Consider the following 21,685-nt stretch of genomic DNA (forward strand, 5'->3'; position numbering starts at 1 on the left):
CCGGGGCCGCCGAAAAGGATAATGACTTGCCGCCGCGCATCCCCCTCCGCCGTCGCCGCCGCACGAAGATCGTCGCCACCCTGGGTCCGGCCAGCTCCACGCCGGAGGTGATCGAGCGCCTGTACCGCACGGGCGCCGACGTGTTCCGGCTGAACTTCAGCCATGGCAGCCACGAGGACCACGCGCAGCGCATCGGCATCATCCGCGCGCTGGAGAAGAAGGTGGGCCGCCCCATCGGCATCCTGGCCGACGTGCAGGGCCCCAAGCTGCGCGTGGGCCGCTTCCAGGCCGGGCGGGTGCAGTTGCAGACCGGCCAGTCCTTCCGCCTGGACATGAGCGCCACGCCCGGTGACGTGCGCCGCGTGCAGTTGCCGCACCCCGAGATCATCGAGGCCGCGCGCATCGGCACCACCCTGCTGCTAGATGACGGCAAGCTGCGCCTGCGCGTGGTGCACAAGCGGGACGACCACCTGGAGACCGAGATCCTGGTGGGCGGCGCGCTGTCCGACCGCAAGGGCGTCAACGTGCCGGACGTGCCGCTGAATATCCCGGCCCTGACCGTGAAGGACCGCGCGGACCTCGACTTCGTGTTGCCGCTGGGCATCGAGTATATCGGCCTCTCCTTCGTCCAGCGGCCGGAAGACGTGGCCGAGACCCAGGCCATCGCCGATGGCCGTGCCTGGGTGATGGTGAAGCTGGAGAAGCCGCAGGCGGTCGAGAACCTGGAAGGCATCATGGCGCTGACCGATGCCGTGATGGTGGCGCGTGGCGACCTCGGCGTGGAAATGCCGCCCGAGGAAGTGCCGCTGATCCAGAAGCGCATCGTCCGCATGGCGCGGGAGCTGGGCAAGCCGGTGGTCGTCGCGACCCAGATGCTGGAAAGCATGATCTCCTCGCCCTCCCCCACCCGGGCCGAGGCGTCGGACGTAGCGACGGCGGTGTTCGACGGCGCCGACGCGGTGATGCTCTCCGCCGAGAGCGCCGCCGGCCAGTTCCCGTTCGAGGCGGTGAACATGATGGACCGCATCCTCTCCCGCGTGGAGCAGGATTCGGGCTGGCGCCAGCTGACCAATGCGGCGCGGCCGGAGCCGCAGAAGACCTCCGCCGGCGCCATCTCCACCGCCGCGCGCCAGGTGGCGGAGACGATCGACGCCAAGACCATCGCCACCTTCAGCTCCACCGGCTCCACCACTCTGCGCGTGGCGCGGGAACGGCCGTCCAGCCCCATCCTGGGCCTGACGGCCAGCGAATCCACCGCGCGCCGCATGGCCGTGGTGTGGGGGGTGCACCCGCTGCTGTCGCAGGAGCCGAACAGCATGACCGACATGGTCAACAAGGCGGTGCGCGCCGCGGCCTCCGAAGGCTTCGCGGAGAGTGGGGACGAGATCGTCGTCACCGCCGGCGTGCCATTCGGCACGCCGGGCACGACCAACGCGCTACGCGTGGCGACGGTGAAGTAACCTGCCGGGGCGCGGGCGTCGGCCGCCCGCGCCCCGGTTTTTCCAACCGCGAGACCAGAGATACAGGGCGGCATGACGGACCAGGGCGATACGCATTTCTACGAACCCACCAAGGGCCACGGGCTGCCGCACGACCCGTTCAACGCCATCGTCGGCCCACGGCCGATCGGCTGGATCTCCACGCGCGGTGCCGATGGCTCGGTCAACCTGGCGCCCTACAGCTTCTTCAACGCCTTCTGCTACACGCCGCCCATCGTCGGCTTCTCGACCACCGGAATGCAGAAGGACAGCCTGCGCAACGCGCGGGAAACCGGCGAGTTCGGCTGGAGCCTGGTGACGCGTGGCCTCTCCGAGGCCATGAACGCCACCTGCGCGCCCGTCCCCTACGGCACCGATGAGTTCGAGCTGGCGGGGCTGACCAAGGCCCCCTCCCGCCTCATCCAGGCGCCGCGCGTGGCGGAAAGCCCGGCCAGCTTCGAGTGCAAGGTGACGCATATCGTCGACCTGAAGGGCCATGACGGCCGCCCCGCCCAGGGCTGGCTGGTCATCGGCGAAGTGGTCGCGGTGCATATCAACCGTAGCCTGCTGAAGGACGGCATCTACGACACCTTCAACTCCGGCGTCGTCCTACGCGGCGGCGGACCTTCCGCCTACGCGGCGATCGACCCGGACAACCGGTTCGACCTGATCCGCCCGCGCTGAACGCTACGGGGCTTATCGGGGGTTGGTAAGGGAAGGCCGGGGAAGGAATTCTCCAGGCTCCTCCTTTATTTCTGCGAGTCTGGTGTGGCGCTTCGGGGCTGGGAGCATGCGCCTGTGATGGTTCTAAATGTTGGCTGCGCCGGCTGAACCGTCAGCCGACGAGGGTCCAGGACCGCACCCCGGCCGCGCTCCATCTCGGGGGCAACCTCTTAGCGGCCACACCAGCAAACTCGAAAAATGCAAAGAAGGGGTCCGGGGAATTCCTGCCCCGGCCTTTTCCTGGCCTTCAACCCCAAAGGCGCCCTTTCAGGTCGCCTGTCCCTCGACCTTCTGGCGCAACAGGCGGATGCGGCTTTCCGCGCCGACCATTTTCGGGTGGATCGCCAGCGCGGCCTGCAGGCTGCGCAGGGCGCCCGGCAGGTCGCCGCTCTGTTCCTGGATGCGGGAAAGCAGGTCCAACGCATCGAACCGCCTCGGCTCCAGCACCAGTGCCTGGCGGACGTCCCGGACGGCGGCGGCGTTGTCGCCGGTGGCGGAGAGGGCGGCGGCACGCAGAAGCCAGGCATCGGTGAAGTCGGGCTGCAGCACCAGCGCGGCGTCGAAATCCTCGACCGCGTCGGCATCGGCATCGGCTTCCAGATTGCGGCTGCCGCGTTGCATCAGCAGCACCACGGCGGGCGAGGCCGCCTGCATCCAGAGTGCGCGGATGCGGCCTTCCAGCGCCTGCGCGGCCGTTGGGTCAGGGGCCTTGGCCAGGGAGTCCAGCAGGCGGTCCAGCTCCGCCCGCCGCGTCGCGGCATTGGCGGGCGGGTTGCCCTGGGCGGACGCCAACACGGGTGGCGTGCAGGCCAGGGCGGCAAGGAGCAGGATTCCGGCGCGCATGGCCCAAGGGTGTGGCGCCGCACCCAGCGGAAGCAAGCGGAATTTGCCGCTTGGGCCCTTCCCGGACATCGCAGCCGCTGGAGATGAGGCTGCCACCGCTCCTACCACTGCGACGCTGATGCCAGCCCAGTGCCGGGACACAGGGCCACGCCACCGACCGATTCGGCGCGGAACAAGCATTCGCAGGCGGTGCACCAGGGCTCGCAGGCAGCTCTCAGACGATGTCCTGCCGCAGTTCGGCCAGGGCGGCCTCCAGCTGCGCCATGCTGAACGGCTTGCTGAGGAAGCCGACGCGCCCTTGCAGTTCCGCCGGCAAGGTCACGCCCGCGGCGGCATAGCCGGTGGAAATCATCAGTGGCAGGGACGGCAGGCGGTGCCGCACCTCCACCCCCAGCGCCAGGCCGCTCATGCCTGGCAGGGTGATGTCGGTGATCAGGATCGAGGGCACGATGCCCTGGGCCAGCCGCGCCAGCGCCTGCTCGGCCGTTTCCACCCCTTCGGCCTTGAAGCGCAGTTCCTCGAGCATCTGCTCCAGGCTCATGCGGATCATCATGTCGTCCTCGACCACCAGCACCAGGCTGCCGGTCGGCCAGCCATGGGCGGCCGGCAGGCGGGCGGCGGCGGGCACCGGCGCCAGGGCGGAGAGGCCGGGCGGCATGGAAGGCATATCCGCCGGCGAGCCAAGCACGCGGCGGACACGGCGGGCCAGTTCCTCGCGCCGGTAGGGCTTGCTGAGCAGCAGCACATCCGCATCCAGCCGGCCGTCATGGATGATGGCGTTGGCGGTGTAGCCGGAGGTGTAGAGCACCTTCAGGCTGGGCAGCAGCGCCTGCGCCCGCCGGGCAAGGTCCCTCGTCTTCACCGGGCCGGGCATCACCACGTCGGTGAACAGCAGATCCACCCGGGCGCCGCTGGAAAGGACGGAGAGCGCCGCCTCCGCATCGCCGGCCTTCAGCACGCTGTAGCCGAGGTCGGAGAGGATCTCGACCACCGCCTCCCGCACCGCCACGTCGTCCTCCACCACCAGGATGGTCTCGGTGCCGCCTTCGACGGGGCCAGCCAGCGGTGCCTCGGCCACGTCGGCCGGGCGGCGGGAACGGGGCAGGTACAGCTTGACCGTCGTGCCCTGCCCCAGCTCCGAGTACAGCTTGATGTGGCCGCCGGACTGCTTGACGAAGCCATAGACCTGGGAGAGGCCGAGGCCGGTGCCCTCGCCCTCCGCCTTGGTGGTGTAGAATGGCTCGAACACCCGCGCCGCCACCTCGGGGGACATGCCGCTGCCGGTGTCGCTGACCGCCAGCATCACGTACTGGCCGGGCGCCACTTCCAGGTGGGAATCGGCGTAGCTGTCGTCCAGGAAGGCGTTGGCCAGCTCGATGGTCAGCTTGCCGCCATCCGGCATGGCATCGCGGCCATTAATGGCCAGGTTCAGCAGCGCGTTCTCCACCTGGCCAGGGTCGGCCAGGGTGTTCCACAGGCCGCCGGCGACGGAGGCCTCGACCTCGATCTGCTCACCCAGGGTCCGGCGCAGCAGGTCGGTCATGTCCCGTACCTGGCGGCCCAGATTGATCACGCGCGGGTCGAGCGGCTGCCGCCGGGCGAAGGCCAGTAGCTGCGCCGTCAGCCGGGCGCCACGCTCGGCACCGCCCAGGGCGCTGGCCAGATGCACCGCGGCACGGCCCTGCAGCGGTGCGGCGCGGGCCAGCAGCTCCAGGTTGCCGGTGATGACCTGCAACAGGTTGTTGAAGTCGTGCGCCATGCCACCGGTCAGGTGGCCGACGGCCTCCATCTTCTGCGCCTGCCGCACCGTCGCCTCGGCCTGCGCCCGCCGGGTCACGTCCAGGCAGGTGATGACGAAGCCGCCCTTCGGCATGGCATTGCGGAACACTTCCAGGTCCCGGCCATCCAGCGACAGCTGCACCGGCCCGCTCTCACCCCGATGGTCGCCGGACAGGACGGAGCGGGGGTGGTCTCGCTCGGCCTTCTCCAACTCGGCCAGCGGCGTGCCGGCGCGGGCCAGTTCCAATGGCAGGCCCAGCAGGGTGAAGAAGCGGCTGTTGAAAGCGACCAGCTGGCCAGCGGCATCGAAGGCGCCGATACCGTCCTGCACGTTGTCCAGCGTCGCCTGCAACAGGCGGGTCTGCTGCGCCAGCCCGGCTTCCGCCAACCGCAGCTGCCGGTTGCGCTGGAACAGCAGCAGGCCACCGCCCAGCAGCACCATCACGGCCAGTGCGGTGCCGATGATGGCGGCGACGAACACGAATTTCTCGGTGGCCTCGGCCTCGGCCACCCGTTGGGATACGCGGCTGTCCTGCTCCGCCAGCACCTCGCTCACCGCGCGGCGGATGGCATCCATGGTGGCGCGGCCGAGGTCGGATTGAACGGCGGTGCGGGCGGCATCCAGGCCTTCCGCGCGGGCGGCGGCGATAGTGCGCGCCATCTCCGCCATCTTGCTGCCGACCATCGTCTCCAGCAGCGCGAGGCGGGAGCCGAGGCTGGGCTCGGTCTGCGCCAGGGAGCGCAGGCGGGCCATGTTGCCCGGCAGGGACAGGACGGCGGCGGTATAGGGCGCCAGGTAGACGTCGCGGCCCGTGATCAGGTAGCCGCGCTGCCCGGTCTCGGCATCCTGGACGTCGGACAGCACCGCGCGGGCAAGTTGCCCGACGCGGAGGCCCTGCGACACCATCGCCCGATTCTCTCGCATCTGGCTGGAGAGATACGACGCCAGCAACGCGCCCATCGAGAGCATCAGTACCAGCAGGGCAGCCATCAACACCGGCAGGCGGCGACGCAGCCGCATCCTGGTCCCTTTCCATGTCCCGGAAAAACAGGGCGCACGATAGGGCGGGGCTTTCGCGGCGTCCATCGCCCCACCCGGTCTTTCCGCTTGGCTTCCGTTCTGCCGCCTGTTCGCCCGGGGTCTTTCCAGCCGGGGCGGATTTCGCCACCTTGCCTGGCATACGAAGCAGGAGACGCAGCATGAGCAACCCGGAAGACCAGATCGTCGCATGGCTCGGCAGCCAGCGGGACGCCATGCTGGCGGAGCTGGAGGCCATGGTGAACACCGATGGCGGCAGCTACGACAAGGCGGGCGTGGACGCGGTCGGCGCCCAGGTCGGCGCCTTCCTGGCCCAGCATGGCGTGACGGTGGAGACGCTGCCGCAGCAGAAGCACGGCGACTGCCTGCGCGCCGTGGTCGATGCCGGCGGCAGCGCCAGCGGTGGCAATGAACGGCGCAATATCGTGCTGATGGGGCACCGCGACACCGTCTTCCCCAAGGGCGAGCCGGAGCGGCGGCCTTTCAAGATCGAGGACGGCCGCGCCTACGGCCCCGGCGTGTGCGACATGAAGGCCGGGCTAGTGATGAACATGTTCGTCCTGGCCGCCATCCAGAAATTCGGCGGCGCGCCCGGCCCGGTGGTCGGCCTGTTCACCGGCGACGAGGAAATCGGCTCCCCCGAGGGCCGGCCGGTGATCGAGGCCGAGGCCCGCGCCGCCCGCGTCGTCTTTAACAGCGAGCCGGGGCGGCCGACGGGTGCCGTCGTCACCGGGCGCAAGGGCGGCGTGTTCTCGGTGATCGACATCACCGGGAAGGCGGCGCATTCCGGCGGCAATTTCGAGGCCGGCATCAGCGCGATCGAGGAACTGGCGCGCAAGGTGCAGGCCCTGCATGCGCTGACCGACCTGAAGCGCGGCATCACGGTCAATGTCGGGCTGGTCAGCGGCGGGCAGAGCGTCAACACCGTCGCCCCCTGGGCCCAGGCGCAGATCGACCTGCGCTACGTGGACCCGGTGGACCGGGATGAGTTGATGGGTGCCATCCACGCCATTGCCGAGAAGAGCTTCGTGCCCGGCACCAGCGCCAGCCTGACCATCCGTGGCGAGTTCGTGCCGCTGAAGAAGAACCCCGGCACCGATGCCGTCTTCGCCCTCTACAAGGACGTGGCGGAGTTCGAGACGGCGGGCGAATTCACCGGCGGCTGTGCCGATAGCGGCTTCACGGCGCTGATGGGCGCGCCGACGCTCTGCGCCGTCGGGCCGGTGGGCGGCAAGGCGCATAGCCCGGAAGAATACATGGAGGTGGACAGCTTCGTCCCCCGGGCCCAGGCGGTGGCACGGGCCATCCTGCGCCTGGATGCGGCGGGGATCTGAACCCCCTGCGGCTTCGGCGTTGGGAACGAGGGGGCGCTGCCCCCTCGGCCTCCCCCGAAAACCGATACGACCGCTGCACCGCGATTCCTCGGGATGGTGGCGGGAAGGTTCAGCCGGACCGAGAGCGAAGGGCCTGAAGCCCGCGCCAACGATTGCCGTCAGGCCGAAGCGAGCTGCCATGAAACGGGAAGAGGCGAAGCCTCCTCCAGGAAGCCCCGCCCCTCACGCAGCTTGAAGATCGGACTGGGCGATGCCGCCCCATGATCACTCGTTGTTCTCGACCGGCGGCGCAGTCGCGCAGCCTTCGCCATCCCGCTTGAACACCTGCAATCCGTCCAGCAACGCGATCTGCCGGTAGCGGGCCCAGACCTCGGCGAACTCGGCATCGGCCTGGGCCAGTACGCTGGGGTAATTGATGTCCTCGGTGCCACGGCGGCGGTCCACCACCACCAGGTCAGGGCAGCCGCGGATGAAGTCCTGCGCCACCCACAGGCGCATCGGCCACTCCGCCGGCGGCTTGCCGTCCATGCGGGCGCGCCACAGCTCGCCGCGCAGGGCCCACATCGAATCGAAGCGGCTGGCCCAGGTGACGCCGGTATCGTCCACCACCGGGAAGCCAAGGCCGATCCACTCAGAGAAGGCGACATAGGTGCGGACGCGTTCGCGGCGAATCAGCCGCTCCAGCTTCACCTCGGTCGAATTATCCGGCTCCACCGCCAGGGCCAGGCGCTCATGCAGCCGCTCGCCCAGCTTGTCGGCCTGCATGGCCAGCGGCACCAGGGCCAGCACCATCAGCGCGACGTAGCGCAGATCCGGCCGGGTGCCGGCCTTGCGGCGGGTCATCGCGGCCTCGGCGCACCAGTAGAGCAAAGCCAGCACCACGGCGATGGTGGCGGGGATGCGATGGTAGAACCAGTTCTTGCCGTCCAGGAACATCGCCAGCGTGGCGGCAATGGCGAAGCCACTGAGCACCGCCATGACGGTGCGGCCCGGCGAGTCCTTGGGCAGCGCCAGGATCAGCAGGGCAGCGACACCCACGCCCGCCAGCAGCCGCCAGGATTCCAGCACCAGTTCCGGCAGGCTGGTATCGGTGCCGCCATACAAAGTGACGGCCAGCGGTACCGCGCGGTCGATGAAGCTGGGGAAGAAGGCCAGGATGGCCAGGACGTAGAGCCCCGCCACGCCGAAGGCGATGAAAGGCGAGAGCCGCAGCTTGAAGCCGCGCTGCAGCCAGCCCACCAGTTCCACCGTCGCGAGGCAGAGCAAGTAGCGTGGCTTCAACGACACGCCGAGGCCGGCGGCGATGCTGCTGCCGGCCACCATGCCGAAGCTGTTGGAATGCCCCTCCAGCGCCCGGATCAGCACGCAGAGATGCGGCAGCACCGCCATGATCATCAGGTGTTCACGCTGGCCGAACTCGACGCCCGGCATCAGCAGCACCACGCAGGCGATGACGGCGAAGGTGACAGGCACGCGCTGGAACGCCGGCGCCACGCCCTGCAGCAGCCTGGCTGAAAGCCAGGAGGACCACAGCGCCGAGGCGGCGAACAGATACACCGCCACCGTCTTGGCCGAGACGCCGATGGCATCGCCGATCAGCACCGGAATGGCGCTGATCCAGACGATCAGCGGCGGGTTGACCTCCACCACGTCGATATAGAGGCGCTGGCCCTTCAGCCACTGCCTGGCCACCCAGAGCAACCAGGCGACATCATCCTTCATGGGCGCGCGCAGCAGGGTGAACAACACCACCGCCAGCGCGGCCAGGACCACGCCGCCGCAGATGAGTGTGGTCCGCGTGCTGGCACGCAGGCTGGTCTGGCGCGGTGCGAGACCGTCCGGAAGACCTGGAAAACTGTGGCTCACGCCGCTCGATCCCCTCCGCGTGGCCACCAGTGGCCGCATCACGACACCGTAAGGAACAGTGCCCTCACAATTTGTTTAGATTGCGACGACTTCGTGGAAAATGCGAGAGGGCGCGACGCCTCAACGTCACGTTTGCGCTTGATGTAAACCGTGTGGCCACGCGGCCACGCTCAAGCCGCCTGGGCGATGTCTCCCAGCAGGCTTAGCGCTACCGCCTCCGCCGTCTTGATCCCGTCCACGCCGGCCGAGAGGATGCCGCCGGCATAGCCAGCGCCTTCCCCCGCCGGGAACAGCCCGCGGGTGTTGACGCTGTGGCCACTCTCTCCGCGGCGGATTCGCAGGGGGGAGGAGGTACGGGTTTCCACCCCAGTCATCACCGCGTCCGGCCGGGCGTAGCCGCGCACCTGCCGCTCGAACGCCGGCAGCGCCTCGCGGATCGCGGCGATGGCGTAGTCCGGCAAGGTCGGTGCCAGGTCGGTGGGGGTGACGCCCGGCTTGTAGGACGGCACCACCTCCCCCAGCGTGGTGGAGGGGCGGTTGGCCAGGAAATCCCCCACCGTCTGTGCCGGGGCGAAATAGGCGCCGCCGCCGGCCTGGTATGCCCGCTCCTCCAGCTCCCGCTGGAAGCCGAGGCCGGCCAGCACGCCGTCGGGATAGTCGGCCGGCGTGACACTGACCACGATGGCGGCGTTGGCGTTGCGCTCGGCACGCGAATACTGGCTCATGCCGTTGGTGACGACGCGGCCGGGCTCGCTGGTGGCGGCCACCACGGTGCCGCCCGGGCACATGCAGAAGCTGTAGACGGTGCGGCCTTCCAGCCCCTTGCCCTTGCAGTGATGCGCCAGCTTGTAGTCGGCGGCGCCCAGCAACGGGTTGCCGGCGGCCTCACCGAAGCGGCAGCGGTCGATCATCCCCTGCGGGTGCTCGATGCGGAAGCCGACGGAAAAGGGCTTAGCCTCCATGAACACGCCCCGCTCCAGCAGCATCGCGAAGGTATCCCGCGCGCTGTGGCCGACGGCCAGGACGACGTGGTCGGCGGCGAGGTAGCCGCCATCCTCCAGCATCACGCCGCGGATCTGGCGGCCGCCATCGGCGGTGGCCTGGATGTCCAGGTCCACCACCTTGGTGTTGAAGCGGTACTCGCCGCCCAGCTCCTCGATGGTACGGCGCATGCTCTCCACCATCGTCACCAGGCGGAAGGTGCCGATATGCGGCTTGGAGAGATAGAGGATCTCCTCCGGCGCGCCGGCCTTCACGAACTCCTCCAGCAGCTTGCGGCTGTGGTGCTGCGGGTCCTTGATCTGGCTGTAGAGCTTGCCGTCCGAGAAGGTGCCGGCGCCCCCTTCCCCGAACTGCACGTTGGATTCCGGGTTCAACTCGCTCCGGCGCCACAGGCCCCAGGTGTCCTTGGTGCGTTCCCGCACCGCCTTGCCGCGTTCCAGGATGATCGGGCGTAGGCCCATCTGGGCCAGCACCAGCGCCGCCATCAGCCCGCACGGCCCGACGCCGATGACCACGGGGCGGTTGGCGAACCCTTCCGGCGCGCGGGCGACGAAGCGGTAGGCCATGTCCGGCGTGCGGTTGACGTGCTGGTCCTGCGGGAAGCGGCGCAGCGTGGCGGCCTCGTCCCGCAACGTCACGTCCAGCGTGTAGATCAGCTGGATGGCATTGCGCTTGCGGGCATCGTAGCCGCGGCGGAACACATGGATGTCCAGCAACTCCTCCCCCGGCAGGCCCAGCCGGGCGAGCACGGCGGCGCGCAGGGCCTCCGGCGTATGGTCGAGGGGCAGCTTCACTTCGGTCAGGCGCAGCATGGCATGGTCTTCCGGGTGGGCGGGGTCGATCCGCCAGGGGAGGACGCCATCCTACCATAGCCGCGCGCGCGCTTCATGGCCCGAGGCTTCATATCAACATCGTGCGCACCGCATTGCCGCCCCGGGGCACGGCCTGATATCCCGGCGACAACCAGGACAGACGCACCGCCGATGCCCTTCACCGACAAGGATTTCCTGGCGCTGGCCCTGGCCAACCCGGTCAATGCCGCCATCCTCGCCCGCCTGCCGTCGCTGGGCGCGCCCCAGGCACATCTCGTGGCCGGATGCCTGTTCCAGGCCGTGTGGAACGCGGCGGCCGGCCAGCCACCGGGCTGGGGCGTGAAGGACTACGACGTTTTCTATTTCGATGATTCCGACCTGTCCTGGGATGCGGAGGACCGCGTCATCCGCCGGGCGGATTCCCTGTTCGCGGACCTCGGCGTCACGGTGGAGGTGCGCAACCAGGCGCGGGTGCATCTTTGGTACAAGGCGCATTTCGGCGAGGACTACCCGCGCCTCGCCTCCTCACGCGATGGCATCGACCGCTATCTGATCGCCTGCACCTGCGTCGGCATCGAGGCCGGGACCGGCACCCTGTACGCCCCGGACAGCCTGCCGGACCTGCAGGCCGGCCGGCTCCGCCTGAACCCACGCCACCCGCAGCCACGCCAGTTCCTGGCGAAGGCGGAGAGCTACAAGGCGCGCTGGCCGTGGTTGTCGATCGAACCGGTCTGAAGTTTGCGCGGGGCTGAGGGCGGGGCAAGGCCGGGGAAGGAATTGCCCGATCCGCTTCTTTTTTCTTCGAGTTTTTAGCGGTGTGGTCTTGGGAGGTTTGTCTGGTTCTCGATACAGGGTGCACCGAGGTCCTCCGGCGACTGACGGTTCAGTCCTTGGGAAAGAGCGTTCTCAAAAAGCTAATTTCATAGTCTATTGCCTCTTTGAAGGCCGGCATCCAGGACCGGCCAAGGGGAGAAGACAACAGATGAGAGACATTCGACAGAGCCGCCGGGGCGTCATCGGCAGCACCATGCTGGGGCTGGGCCTGCTGGCGGCGGGGCGTGCCGGGGCGCAGGGCTTGGCCGCGCCTGGAGCAACGCAGCGGGACCTGACCGAGGCGATGCTGCGGCCGTTGCCGGAGCAGCGCCCTGCCACGGCCGGGGTGGCGCAACTGGGCGACGCGGCACTGGCCTATTGGGACACCGGAGCCCCGGCGGGGAATGCACAGGCACCGACCATTATCCTGTTGCACCCTTCCACCGGCAGCCACGCCACCTGGGGCTACCAGCAGCCGGTCTTCGCCGAGGCGGGGTACCGGGTCATCGGCTATTCCCGCCGCAGCCATCTGGGTTCGCCCTCCACCAGTGCGGAGGATGGCACCGGGGCCGGAGATCTGCTGAAGCTGGCGGACCACCTGGGCGTGGAGCGCTTCCACGCGGTCGGCTCGGCGGCGGGGGCGATCGTGGCGGTGGATTTCGCCTTGTCGCATCCGGGGCGGCTGCACAGCGCGGTGTTCGCCTGCACCCATATGGGTATCCGCGATGCCGACTACCTGACGATGAGCAATGGGCTGCGGCCGAAGGGCTTCGCGGAGATGCCGTCCGAATTCCGCGAAGTCGGGCCGTCCTACCGCGCCGCCAACCCGGCCGGCGTGGCACAGTGGGTGGCGCTGGAACACGGCTCCCGCGCCCCCGGCCGGCGGGTGCCGCTGGGCTATGAGAACGAGATCACCTGGGCCGGGCTGCGGCAGATGAAGGTCCCGGCGCTGCTGATCGGCGGCGATGCCGATCTCTGGGCGCCACCGTCGGTGGTGCGCATGTTCGCCGCCGCGGTGCCGGGCAGCGAGATGGTGATCGTGCCGGAGGCCGGCCATTCCGCTTACTGGGAACAGCCGCAGATTTTCAATCGGACGGTGCTGGAGTTCCTGGGCCGGCATCGCTGAGGGAGCCGCTTGGGCATTCTGGCCACTGAGCGGGCGGTTGGTACGCCTTGTGCCGGCCCGGCGGGAACGTTGGACGGCTGCGAGGTCATCGGGCCAAACCGCCTCCACAATTGATCTGCGGGAGCTCGCTCAACCGGCCTGCCGGAAGACGCCTCCGTCAGGGCGATGGCCGCGCCCCAGGCTTTGATCCTGGTGCGCAGCCACCGCTTCCGGCGGGTCTAGATGGCCAATGGCCGCGTCAAACTGGCCTTCAGCCAGCGACCTCTCGCAGGGCCTGGCAGACCCGGGCCACCTGCTCATCCGTCAGCTCGGGATAGACCGGCAGGCTGAGGATCTCCCGTGCCGCAGCCTCGGTCTCCGCGCAGCCGGCGGGGCCGAGGGCGACACGGTCGAGATAGGCGGGCTGCAGGTGCACCGGTACCGGGTAGTGGATGCCGGTGCCCACCCCGTGCTCCTTCAACCTGGCCATCAGCGCGTCCCGGTCCGGGCTACGGATGACGTATTGGTGGAAGACGTGGGTGGCGTCCTGCCGCCGCGTCGGTGGCGAGAGGGTGGTATCGGCCAGCGCCGCGTCATAGGCATCGGCCACTTCGTTGCGGCGGGCATTGCCGCCGGCCAGCAGCGGCAGGCGCACGCGCAGCACGGCGGCCTGCAATTCGTCCAGCCGGCTGTTGACGCCGACGAGGTCGGAAATGTAGCGGGACTTCCAGCCATATTGGCGGATGGCGGCAATGCGGTCCGCCAGCGCCTCGTCCCGCGTCGCCAGGATACCGGCATCGCCCAGCGCGCCAAGATTCTTGGTGGGGTACAGGCTGAACGCCGCCGCATGGCCCAGCGTGCCCAGCTTGTAGCCGCCGAGGGTGGCGCCATGGCACTGGGCGCAATCCTCGATCAGCGGGATGCCGGCGGTCTCGCAGGCCGCCAGCATCGGCTCCAGATCGCAGGCCTGGCCGTAGAGATGCACGGCGATGACGGCGCGGATCGGCGGCAGGCCCGGCGGCGGGTCCTCCAGCACGGCGATCAGCTCGTCCGGGTCCATGGTGTAGGTGTCGGGGTCGATATCCAGCAGCAGTGGCGTCGCGCCCACCATCTCGATGGCGGCGACGGTGGCGACCGCGGTGTGGGAGACGGTGGCGACCGCCATGCCCGGCCCGATGCCCATGCCGCGCAGGATTAGCATCAGCGCGTCTGTCCCGTTGGCGCAGCCGATGGCACGCGGCAGGCCCAGCCAGGCGGCGAATTCCTGTTCGAAGGCCGCACCCTCGCCACCCAGGATGTACCAGCCGGAATCCAGGGCACGGCCCATGGCATCATCCAGCAGGTCACGCTGCGCACGATAGGCGGCACCCGGGTCGGCCAGCGGGATCATCGCGGGACGGGGGGGCGAAACAATGTCGGGCAGGTCCATCTTGCCCTTCTCCTCAGGGGTACGCAGCCAGATCACACATAGGCGGAAAGCCGCGGCCGGAACCAGTCCAGGCTGCGGCGCAGCCCCTGGTCCAGCGTCGTTTCCGGTGCCCAGCCGGTCGCGGCACGGAAGGCGCTGTCATCGGCATGGTAGCTGCCGATGTCGATCGCCGCGCGCTCGGCAGGGAATTCCTTGATGACGAAGCGGCCGGCGCCATTGGCGGCGACGGCGGCCTCGGCCAGTTGCAGCAGCGACACCGGGGCGGAGCCGCCCAGGTTGAAGGCGCGGCCGGCGCAGGCGGGCGTCTCCGCCGCCAGCAGGAAGGCAGCCACGACGTCATCCAGATACGCCAGATCGCGCAGCTGCTCGCCGCCCCATACCTCGAAGGGCTGGCCTTCCAGCAGGCGGCGGAACCAGATGCCCAGGAAAGTCTGCCGCGCATCCCGCACCCGCAGGCGCGGCCCGTAGCAATTGGTCAGGCGCAGAGAGACAACCGGGCGGCCATGCACCTTGTGCTCCAGCAGCCAGTATTGCTCGCCGGCCAGCTTGGAGATGCCGTTGGCATCGGGCGGGGCCAGCGGGTGTGCCTCGTCCACCGGCAGGTAGCGTGGCGTGCCGTAGAACTGCCGGGTGGAGGCATGCACCACCGTGGCGGCGGGCGAGCCCTGCCGCAGGGCGGCGATCAGCCGCAGCTGTGCCTCGGCATTGATGGCGAGGTCGGTGAAGGGGTCCGCCATGCTGCCGGCGTGGCTGGTCTGCGCCGCCAGGTTGAACACCGCGTCCAGGCCGGTGACGGCGGACGCCAGATCGGAATCGCGCAGGTCGGCCCGCAGCAGGGTGGCGCCGCTGCCTTCCAGATTGGCCGGATGCGCGCCGGTGCCATCCAGCATCGCGTCCAGCGCCGTGACCTGGGCGCCCAGAGCGCCTAGCGCGTGGCACAGCCCGCTACCGAGGAAGCCGGCGCCACCGGTGACGAGGACATGCTTGCCCCGCCAGAACCCCGGCTTCACGCCACGCTTCCGATCAGGAAGCCGGTAGTGCCTCGGATGGCGAGGATACGCATATGGGCAGGTCTCTCGGCAGCCAGTCGGCAAGATGTGCCCCATGACTGCGGCGGAACCGGGGCGGTTCCACGGCGGGCAGGAGGCGCGGGCGGGGGCCGCGGGCATACCGCGCGGGCGGCGCAGAATGCCCCGCGCGGCCCCCCGGGTGAAGGGGCCGCGAGGCGCTTTTCCGCCTGATAACCCAGTCGATTAGCTTTTTTTACGCGCCCCGGGGCTCAGAGCATGGCGCGTTCACGTTCGTTGCCGCACCACGCTCCCCGTCCATGCCTCATCGCGTGCCTCAGGCCTTCGGTGATTCCACCTCAAACCACGCTCTAGCGCGGCGCCAGGGCGATGCCGATCATCTCCACCTTCAGCTTCGGGTCGACCAGCCGGCCCTCGCTGGTCATGCGCGCCGGCTTGGCGGAGGGGTCCAGCCAGCGGTCCCAGGCGCGGTTCATGGCGGGCGCGTCGGTGATGTCAGCCAGGGTGATCTGCACCTGCAGCAGCGCCCGCTTGTCGGTGCCGGCCTCGGCCAGCAGGGCGTCGATCTGCGCGAGGATGTCGGCGGTCTGACCTTCGGCATCCAGGCTGGAATCGTCGGCGATCTGGCCGGCCAGGAAGATGAAGCCATTCGCCACGGTGGCGCCGGACAGGCGCTGCTCCTCGGCCAGGCGCTGGATGGTCATGCTCGCGGTCTCCCTTTTCAAGGAGGCCTTTTTCGGCCGGGCGCGACGCCAAGGCAACGGGTGCAAAGGCCGCGCATTAGCTGCAGGATCGCGCCGTGGCGCTTCACCCGCCCGCCGCCCCTTTTCATCGAGAACCCCTATGTTGCGACTGATCGACAAGACGATGCTGGCCGGGCGCTACGTGCTAGCCGTGTTTTTCCTGGGCCTGATGGCGGGGCTGGTGCTCTATGCCCTCCGCTTCGTCACCAAACTGTGGGACTTCGCGTCCCGCCTGTTCGTCCTGTCGGAGAACGAGGACCTGCTGACCCTGCTCTACCTGGCCGATTCGGCTCTGGTGGCCTCGATGGTCGCGATGGTCGCCATCTCCTCCTACGACAGCCTCGTCTCACGCCTGAAGGAGGATGCGGCGCAGGAGCGGATGCACTGGGTGGGTGGGCTGGATACTGGGGACCTGAAGCTGAAGCTGGCCACCAGCATCGTCGCCATCTCCTCCATCCACTTGCTGCAGATCTTCCTGCGCCCGGGCAGCTACGATGCGGAGGAGACGATGTGGGCGCTGGTCATCCACGCGACCTTCCTGGTCGGCGTGCTGTGCCTCGGCCTGCTGGAGCGGCTGACCCACCGGACGGGGGAGACCAGCGCCATCCAGGCCAAGCAGCGGGAAGCGAAAGAGATCCACAACCTGGACCGGAAGGAGGAGCGGCAGGAGAAGGAGTGATCCCCCCGCCGCCCCCCGCCGTTACAGGCGCACGCGCAGCCAGCGGGCGATCTCGCCCACGATGCCGGCGCGGAAGGCGACGACGCAGATGACGAAGATGCCGCCCTGGATGACGGTGACCCAGGCGCCGAATTCCGCCAGGTAGTTCTGCATGGTGACGATGACGGCGGCGCCCACCGCCGGGCCGAACACGGTGCCAAGGCCGCCCAGCAGCGTCATCAGCACCACTTCGCCGGACATCGCCCAGTACACGTCCGTCAGCGTGGCGATGCCGAAGACCAGCGCCTTGGTGCCGCCCGCCACGCCGGCCAGCGTGGCGGAGAGCACGAAGGCCAGCATCTTGTAGTCATCCGCCCGGTAGCCGAGCGAGATGGCGCGCGGCTCGTTCTCGCGGATCGCCGTCAGCACCTGACCGAAGGGCGAGTGGATGACGCGGTTGATCAGCAGGAAGCCGATGAGGAACACCGCCGCCACCAGCCAGTACATGGAGAGGTCGGCGGACAGGTCGAACACCCCGAACAGGCGGCCGCGCGGCACGCCTTGGATGCCGTCCTCCCCGCCCGTGAAGCGCATCTGCAGGCAGAGGAAGTAGACCATCTGCGCCAGCGCCAGGGTGATCATGGCGAAGTAGATGCCCTGCCGCCGGATGGCCAGCCAGCCCGAGATGACGCCCAGCAGCGCGCCCATGGCACCGCCGGTGAGGATGGCAAGCTCCGGCGTGAAGCCCCACACCTTGGCCGAATGCGCGGCGAGGTAGCCGCCCATGCCAAAGAACATGGCATGGCCGAAGGACAGCAGGCCGACATAGCCGATGAGCAGGTTGAAGGCGCAGGCGAACAGGGCGAAGCACAGCAGCTTCATCAGGAAGACCGGGTAAAGGAAGAACGGCCCGATCGCCAGGAAGGCCAGCAGCAGCAGGAAGGCGATGCTCTGCGCCCGGTTGAAGCCCAGCGCCTGCAGGCCCGGCAGGCCGCGCACGCGGGAAGTTTCCGGGGTGGCGGTGATGCTGTCGGCGGCCATGGGCTCAGGCCCTCCCGAACAGGCCGGCGGGGCGCGCCAGCAGGACGATCGCCATGATGACGAAGATGACGGTGGAGGAGGCCTCCGGGTAGAACACCTTCGCCAGGCCCTCGACGAGGCCGAGGCCGAAGCCGGTGAGCACGGAGCCAAGGATGGAGCCCATGCCGCCGATGACCACCACGGCGAAGACGGTGATGATGAGGCTGGAGCCCATCTGCGGGTTCACCGAATAGATCGGCGCTGCCAGCACGCCGGCGAAGGCGGCCAGCGCCACGCCTGCGGCGTAGGTGAGCGTGACCATGCGCGGCACGTTGACGCCGAAGGCCTGCACCAGCGCCGCATTCTCGGTCGCCGCGCGGAGGTAGGCGCCGAGGCGCGTCTTCTCGATCACCAGCCAGGTGGCGAGGCTGACGACCAGCGAGGCCACCACCACCCACAGCCGGTATTTCGGCAGGAACATGAAGCCGAGATCGACCGGCGGGCCGCCCAGGCTTTCCGGCGGCGAGTATGGCAGGCCGGAGGAGCCGAACTGGTTGCGGAACACCCCTTCGATGATCAGCGCGAGGCCGAAGGTCAGCAGCAGGCCGTACAGGTGGTCCAGCTTGTAGAGCCGGCTGATCAGCAGCTTCTCGATGACGATGCCGAAGGCGCCGACAATCAGCGGCGAGAGCACCAGCGCCCACCAGTAGCCGATGCCGCCCCAGGCCAGCAGCATCCAGGCGACGAAGGCGCCCATCATGAACTGTGCGCCATGGGCGAAGTTGATGACGTTCAGCATGCCGAAAATGACGGCAAGGCCGAGCGAGAGCAGCGCGTAGAACGCGCCGTTCACCAGCCCCAGCACCACCTGCGGCAGGCCGAGCTCCAACTGGAAGAGGATGTCTTCGATCACCGGCTTCCGGTTCCGTCCAGGGGGTGTGGTCAGGTCAGGCGGGCGGGGCACAGGGCCCCGCCCGGCTGGTCAGGTGCGGATCAACGAGCAGCCACCTTCGGACAACGGACGCCACGCATCCTCGGCCGAGGTGGTCTGCAGCAGTTTGTAGTAGTCCCACGGGCCCTTGGACTCGGCGGGGGTCTTCACCTCGAACAGGAAGGCCGGGTGCAGCTTGCGGCCATCGGCGCGGATGCTGCCCTGGCCGAAGCAGTCGTCGTCGGTCGGCATCGCCTTCATGCGGGCCACGGCATCGGCGCCGCTGGCCTTGGCGGCCGCCGCCCCCATGTCGGCCACCGCCTTCAGGTAGTGCAGGACGGAGGCGTAGCAGCCGGCATGGGACATGGCCGGATAGTTACCGCCCAGCGACGGCAGCACGCGCTTGGTGAAGGCGCGGGTGCGGTCGTTCAGGTCCCAGTAGAAGCTCTCGGTGCAGACCAGGCCCTGGGCCGCGTTCAGGCCAAGGCTGTGCACGTCGTTGATGAACATCAGCAGCACGGCGATCTTGGTGCCGCGGCGGGTGACGCCGAACTCGGCGGCCTGCTTAACGCTGTTGATGGTGTCCGTGCCCGCATTGGCCAGGCCGATGACCTTCGCCCGGCTCTGCTGCGCCTGCAGCAGGTAGGAGGAGAAGTCGGTGGATTGCAGCGGGTGCTTGACGCTGCCCAGCACCTTGCCGCCGGCTTCCTGGACGAACTTGGTGGTGTTCCGCTCCAGATCATGGCCGAAGGCGTAGTCGGCGGTGATGAAGAACCAGCTGTCCCCGCCCGTCTTCACCATGGCACCGCCGGTGGATTTGGCGAGCATGTAGGTGTCGTAGGTCCAGTGGATTGTGTTGGGGCTGCACTGGCCGCCGGTCAGCTCCGTCGTGCCGCCGGTGGAGTTGAAGTAGGCCTTGTTCTTCTCGCGCACGATGCCGTTGACGGCCAGCGCGACGGCGGAGTTCGGCACATCCACGATAACGTCCACGCCATCGCGGTCGATCCACTGGCGGGCGATGGTGGCGCCGACATCCGGCTTGTTCTGATGGTCGGCCTGCACCACCTCGACATTCACGCCCTTGGCGGCGATGCCGGAATCGACGATCGCCTGCCGTACGCAGGCGGTGGAGGTGGGGCCGGAAATCTCCCGGTACACGCCGGACTGGTCGTTTAGCACGCCAATCTTCAACGTGGTGGACTGCGCCCGTGCCCGGGCGGGCAGGCCGACCACCGGCACCGCGGATGCGACGGCGGCGGTCTTCAATAAGGTACGGCGATCCTGGGACATGTTGTTCTCTCTCCCGTGTCGGCGCAGGGGTCAGACGCCGAGATACTGGTGCAACCGCTCCGCCGAGTTCGCCATCTCCGCATTGTCCAGGTGGTCCACCACCTGTCCGTGGTCGATAACGTAGTGGCGGTCCGCCACGGTCTGGGCGAAGCGGAAGTTCTGTTCGACCAGCAGCACGGTGAAGCCGCGCTGCTTGATCTCGCGGATGGTGTGGCCGATCTGCTGGACGATGACGGGGGCGAGGCCCTCGGTCGGCTCGTCCAGCATCAGCAGGCGGGCGCCGGTGCGCAGGATGCGGGCGATGGCCAGCATCTGCTGTTCCCCGCCCGAGAGCTTGGTGCCGGGGCTGCGCGCGCGTTCCTTCAGGTTCGGGAACAGCGTGTGGATCTCGGCAATGCTCATGCCGCCTGGGCGCACCACGGGCGGCAGCATCAGGTTCTCCGTCACGTCCAGGCTGGCGAAGATGCCGCGCTCCTCCGGGCACAGGGCGATGCCGGCGCGGGCGATGATGTCGCTGCGCGCGTTGATCAGCTCCTTGCCTTCGAAGCGCACGCTACCGGTGCGGCGGCCGATCAGCCCCATGATGGCGCGCAGCGTGCTGGTCTTGCCGGCGCCGTTGCGGCCGAGCAGGGTGACGACCTCCCCTTCCCGTACCTCGATATCGATGCCGTGCAGGGCGTGGCTCTCGCCGTACCAGGCCTGCAGGTTGGCGGTCTTCAGCAGTGAATCAGCCATGGTGGGTGCCCCCGGCGATGGAGGGATCGGTACCCAGATAGGCCGCCACCACCTCCGGATTGCGGGAGACGGTGGCGTAGTCGCCTTCCGCCAGCACGCGGCCGCGCGTCAGTACGGTGATGGTGTCGCACAGGCCTTCCACCACCTTCAGGTTATGCTCGACCATCAGCACGGTGCGGCCGGCGGCGACGCGGCGGATCAGGCTGACGACGCGGTCCACATCCTCGGCCGTCATGCCGGCGGTGGGCTCGTCCAGCAGCATCATCACCGGGTCCAGCGCCAGGGTGGTGGCGATTTCCAGCGCGCGCTTGCGGCCATACGGCAATTCCCCCGCCGGGCGGTGGGTGAAGCCGATCAGCCCCACATCCTCCAGCAATTCCATGGCGCGGTCGTCGTAGCGGCGCAACACGCTGTCGCTGCGCCAGAAATCGAAGCTGCCGCCGCGCTGGCGCTGAAGGGCGACGCGCACATTCTCCAGCACGCTGAGATGCGGGAACACGGCGGAGATCTGGAAGCTACGCACCAGGCCGAGCCGCGCCACTTCCGCCGGCTTCAGGCGGGTGATGTCCCGCCCGTCGAAATGGATGGTACCGCGGGACGGCTGCAGGAACTTGGTCAACAGATTGAAGCAGGTGGTCTTGCCGGCGCCATTCGGGCCGATCAGCCCATGGATGCTGCCACGGCGCACTTTCAGCGAGACGTCGCCAACGGCGACGAATCCCAAAAACTCCTTAGTGAGGCCCGCTGTTTCCAGAATGGCCCCAGAGTCCAGGATGGTATCCGGCACCCGTTACTCCGCTCGCTTGAACGTCCCGTCGGGACCCTCTCGGGGGTCCGTTGCCGTGCAGCATGACGGGGCGATGCAGCTGAAGCAAGGGTGCTTTGCGTTACACGGGACGCTGGCCCGCCGGGCTGGGCCGGCGGGGCGCTAAGTGGCGGATTTCCTCGGGATCAGGGCACCGCCGCACTGTCCGGGATAAGCCTCAGATGGCGAAGTTGAGGGCTTCGGGAGTGGGCCGGCGCAGGCCCTTGGCGGCGGCGCGGCGCAGCAGTTCCG

The 21,685-nt window shown here is 68.7% G+C and carries 18 protein-coding genes; 6 read left to right on the forward strand and 12 right to left on the reverse strand.

Annotated elements, in window-relative coordinates; translation table 11 throughout:
* Positions 1-26: 26 nt before the first annotated feature.
* Together pyk and IBL26_RS07090 are read left to right on the forward strand one after the other, a co-directional pair.
* Complete coding sequence (pyk, locus tag IBL26_RS07085) at positions 27-1,460, forward strand: pyruvate kinase (RefSeq protein WP_187783770.1); 1,434 nt, start codon at positions 27-29, stop codon at positions 1,458-1,460.
* 72 nt (positions 1,461-1,532) lie between these two features.
* A complete protein-coding gene (locus IBL26_RS07090; protein ID WP_187783771.1) occupies positions 1,533-2,162 on the forward strand; it encodes a flavin reductase family protein in 630 nt (209 codons plus the stop codon).
* A gap of 306 nt (positions 2,163-2,468) precedes the next feature.
* Here IBL26_RS07090 and IBL26_RS07095 read toward each other — a convergent pair whose 3' ends face one another.
* On the reverse strand, positions 2,469-3,044 hold the full coding sequence (locus IBL26_RS07095) for a tetratricopeptide repeat protein (protein ID WP_187783772.1): 576 nt from the start codon (positions 3,042-3,044) through the stop codon (positions 2,469-2,471).
* 214 nt (positions 3,045-3,258) lie between these two features.
* On the reverse strand, positions 3,259-5,844 hold the full coding sequence (locus IBL26_RS07100; protein ID WP_206684165.1) for a CHASE3 domain-containing protein: 2,586 nt from the start codon (positions 5,842-5,844) through the stop codon (positions 3,259-3,261).
* 179 nt (positions 5,845-6,023) lie between these two features.
* On the opposite strand from IBL26_RS07100, the gene IBL26_RS07105 reads away from it, so the two are divergent.
* The gene (locus tag IBL26_RS07105; RefSeq protein ID WP_187783773.1) at positions 6,024-7,196 is read left to right on the forward strand and encodes a M20 family metallopeptidase; all 1,173 of its coding nucleotides are present in this window, start codon (positions 6,024-6,026) and stop codon (positions 7,194-7,196) included.
* A gap of 264 nt (positions 7,197-7,460) precedes the next feature.
* Here IBL26_RS07105 and IBL26_RS07110 read toward each other — a convergent pair whose 3' ends face one another.
* Complete coding sequence (locus IBL26_RS07110; protein ID WP_367615388.1) at positions 7,461-9,062, reverse strand: hypothetical protein; 1,602 nt, start codon at positions 9,060-9,062, stop codon at positions 7,461-7,463.
* A 170-nt stretch (positions 9,063-9,232) separates the two neighbouring features.
* Complete coding sequence (locus tag IBL26_RS07115) at positions 9,233-10,876, reverse strand: NAD(P)/FAD-dependent oxidoreductase (protein ID WP_187783774.1); 1,644 nt, start codon at positions 10,874-10,876, stop codon at positions 9,233-9,235.
* A 171-nt stretch (positions 10,877-11,047) separates the two neighbouring features.
* Here IBL26_RS07115 and IBL26_RS07120 point away from each other — a divergent pair, with 171 nt between their 5' ends.
* Positions 11,048-11,611, forward strand: a complete 564-nt coding sequence (locus tag IBL26_RS07120) for a nucleotidyltransferase family protein (protein ID WP_187783775.1) — start codon at positions 11,048-11,050, stop codon at positions 11,609-11,611.
* A 247-nt stretch (positions 11,612-11,858) separates the two neighbouring features.
* Positions 11,859-12,815 carry an alpha/beta fold hydrolase gene (locus IBL26_RS07125; RefSeq protein ID WP_187783776.1) on the forward strand — a complete coding sequence of 319 codons (957 nt, stop codon included), beginning with the start codon at positions 11,859-11,861 and terminating at the stop codon, positions 12,813-12,815.
* A 250-nt stretch (positions 12,816-13,065) separates the two neighbouring features.
* Here IBL26_RS07125 and IBL26_RS07130 read toward each other — a convergent pair whose 3' ends face one another.
* The 3 genes from IBL26_RS07130 to IBL26_RS07140 form a co-directional block, all read right to left on the reverse strand.
* Entirely contained in the window at positions 13,066-14,223 is a 1,158-nt protein-coding gene (locus IBL26_RS07130; protein WP_241749103.1) for a DegT/DnrJ/EryC1/StrS family aminotransferase, read from the reverse strand.
* A gap of 32 nt (positions 14,224-14,255) precedes the next feature.
* Positions 14,256-15,233 (reverse strand): NAD-dependent epimerase/dehydratase family protein, encoded by a 978-nt coding sequence (locus tag IBL26_RS07135; RefSeq protein WP_367615389.1) that lies wholly within the window; start codon positions 15,231-15,233, stop codon positions 14,256-14,258.
* Positions 15,234-15,601: 368 nt separating this feature from the next.
* Positions 15,602-15,955, reverse strand: a complete 354-nt coding sequence (locus IBL26_RS07140) for a RidA family protein (protein ID WP_187783778.1) — start codon at positions 15,953-15,955, stop codon at positions 15,602-15,604.
* 139 nt (positions 15,956-16,094) lie between these two features.
* On the opposite strand from IBL26_RS07140, the gene IBL26_RS07145 reads away from it, so the two are divergent.
* Positions 16,095-16,673, forward strand: coding sequence for a YqhA family protein (locus IBL26_RS07145; protein WP_187783779.1), 579 nt, complete (start codon positions 16,095-16,097; stop codon positions 16,671-16,673).
* 21 nt (positions 16,674-16,694) lie between these two features.
* Here IBL26_RS07145 and IBL26_RS07150 read toward each other — a convergent pair whose 3' ends face one another.
* The 5 genes from IBL26_RS07150 to IBL26_RS07170 form a co-directional block, all read right to left on the reverse strand.
* Positions 16,695-17,693, reverse strand: coding sequence for a branched-chain amino acid ABC transporter permease (locus tag IBL26_RS07150; RefSeq protein ID WP_187783780.1), 999 nt, complete (start codon positions 17,691-17,693; stop codon positions 16,695-16,697).
* Positions 17,694-17,697: 4 nt separating this feature from the next.
* Positions 17,698-18,585, reverse strand: coding sequence for a branched-chain amino acid ABC transporter permease (locus IBL26_RS07155; protein ID WP_187783781.1), 888 nt, complete (start codon positions 18,583-18,585; stop codon positions 17,698-17,700).
* A 69-nt stretch (positions 18,586-18,654) separates the two neighbouring features.
* Entirely contained in the window at positions 18,655-19,893 is a 1,239-nt protein-coding gene (locus IBL26_RS07160; protein ID WP_187783782.1) for an ABC transporter substrate-binding protein, read from the reverse strand.
* A 30-nt stretch (positions 19,894-19,923) separates the two neighbouring features.
* Complete coding sequence (locus IBL26_RS07165) at positions 19,924-20,628, reverse strand: ABC transporter ATP-binding protein (RefSeq protein ID WP_187783783.1); 705 nt, start codon at positions 20,626-20,628, stop codon at positions 19,924-19,926.
* A complete protein-coding gene (locus IBL26_RS07170; protein ID WP_456316402.1) occupies positions 20,621-21,415 on the reverse strand; it encodes an ABC transporter ATP-binding protein in 795 nt (264 codons plus the stop codon). The genes IBL26_RS07165 and IBL26_RS07170 overlap by 8 nt, the downstream gene beginning before the upstream one ends.
* Between the last annotated feature and the right edge of the window lie 270 nt (positions 21,416-21,685).

It is taken from the genome of Teichococcus aerophilus, from assembly GCF_014490485.1.
Classification (GTDB): Bacteria; Pseudomonadota; Alphaproteobacteria; order Acetobacterales; family Acetobacteraceae; genus Pseudoroseomonas; species Pseudoroseomonas aerophila.

Excerpts from the sequence above, each read along its gene's own strand:
- IBL26_RS07090 (WP_187783771.1), top strand. The coding sequence starts at position 1,533 with ATGACGGACCAGGGCGATACGCATTTCTACGAACCCACCAAGGGCCAC.
- IBL26_RS07095 (WP_187783772.1), bottom strand. The coding sequence starts at position 3,044 with ATGCGCGCCGGAATCCTGCTCCTTGCCGCCCTGGCCTGCACGCCACCC.
- IBL26_RS07100 (WP_206684165.1), bottom strand. The coding sequence starts at position 5,844 with ATGCGGCTGCGTCGCCGCCTGCCGGTGTTGATGGCTGCCCTGCTGGTA.
- IBL26_RS07105 (WP_187783773.1), top strand. The coding sequence starts at position 6,024 with ATGAGCAACCCGGAAGACCAGATCGTCGCATGGCTCGGCAGCCAGCGG.
- IBL26_RS07115 (WP_187783774.1), bottom strand. The coding sequence starts at position 10,876 with ATGCTGCGCCTGACCGAAGTGAAGCTGCCCCTCGACCATACGCCGGAG.
- IBL26_RS07120 (WP_187783775.1), top strand. The coding sequence starts at position 11,048 with ATGCCCTTCACCGACAAGGATTTCCTGGCGCTGGCCCTGGCCAACCCG.
- IBL26_RS07125 (WP_187783776.1), top strand. The coding sequence starts at position 11,859 with ATGAGAGACATTCGACAGAGCCGCCGGGGCGTCATCGGCAGCACCATG.
- IBL26_RS07130 (WP_241749103.1), bottom strand. The coding sequence starts at position 14,223 with ATGGACCTGCCCGACATTGTTTCGCCCCCCCGTCCCGCGATGATCCCG.
- IBL26_RS07140 (WP_187783778.1), bottom strand. The coding sequence starts at position 15,955 with ATGACCATCCAGCGCCTGGCCGAGGAGCAGCGCCTGTCCGGCGCCACC.
- IBL26_RS07145 (WP_187783779.1), top strand. The coding sequence starts at position 16,095 with ATGTTGCGACTGATCGACAAGACGATGCTGGCCGGGCGCTACGTGCTA.
- IBL26_RS07150 (WP_187783780.1), bottom strand. The coding sequence starts at position 17,693 with ATGGCCGCCGACAGCATCACCGCCACCCCGGAAACTTCCCGCGTGCGC.
- IBL26_RS07160 (WP_187783782.1), bottom strand. The coding sequence starts at position 19,893 with ATGTCCCAGGATCGCCGTACCTTATTGAAGACCGCCGCCGTCGCATCC.
- IBL26_RS07165 (WP_187783783.1), bottom strand. The coding sequence starts at position 20,628 with ATGGCTGATTCACTGCTGAAGACCGCCAACCTGCAGGCCTGGTACGGC.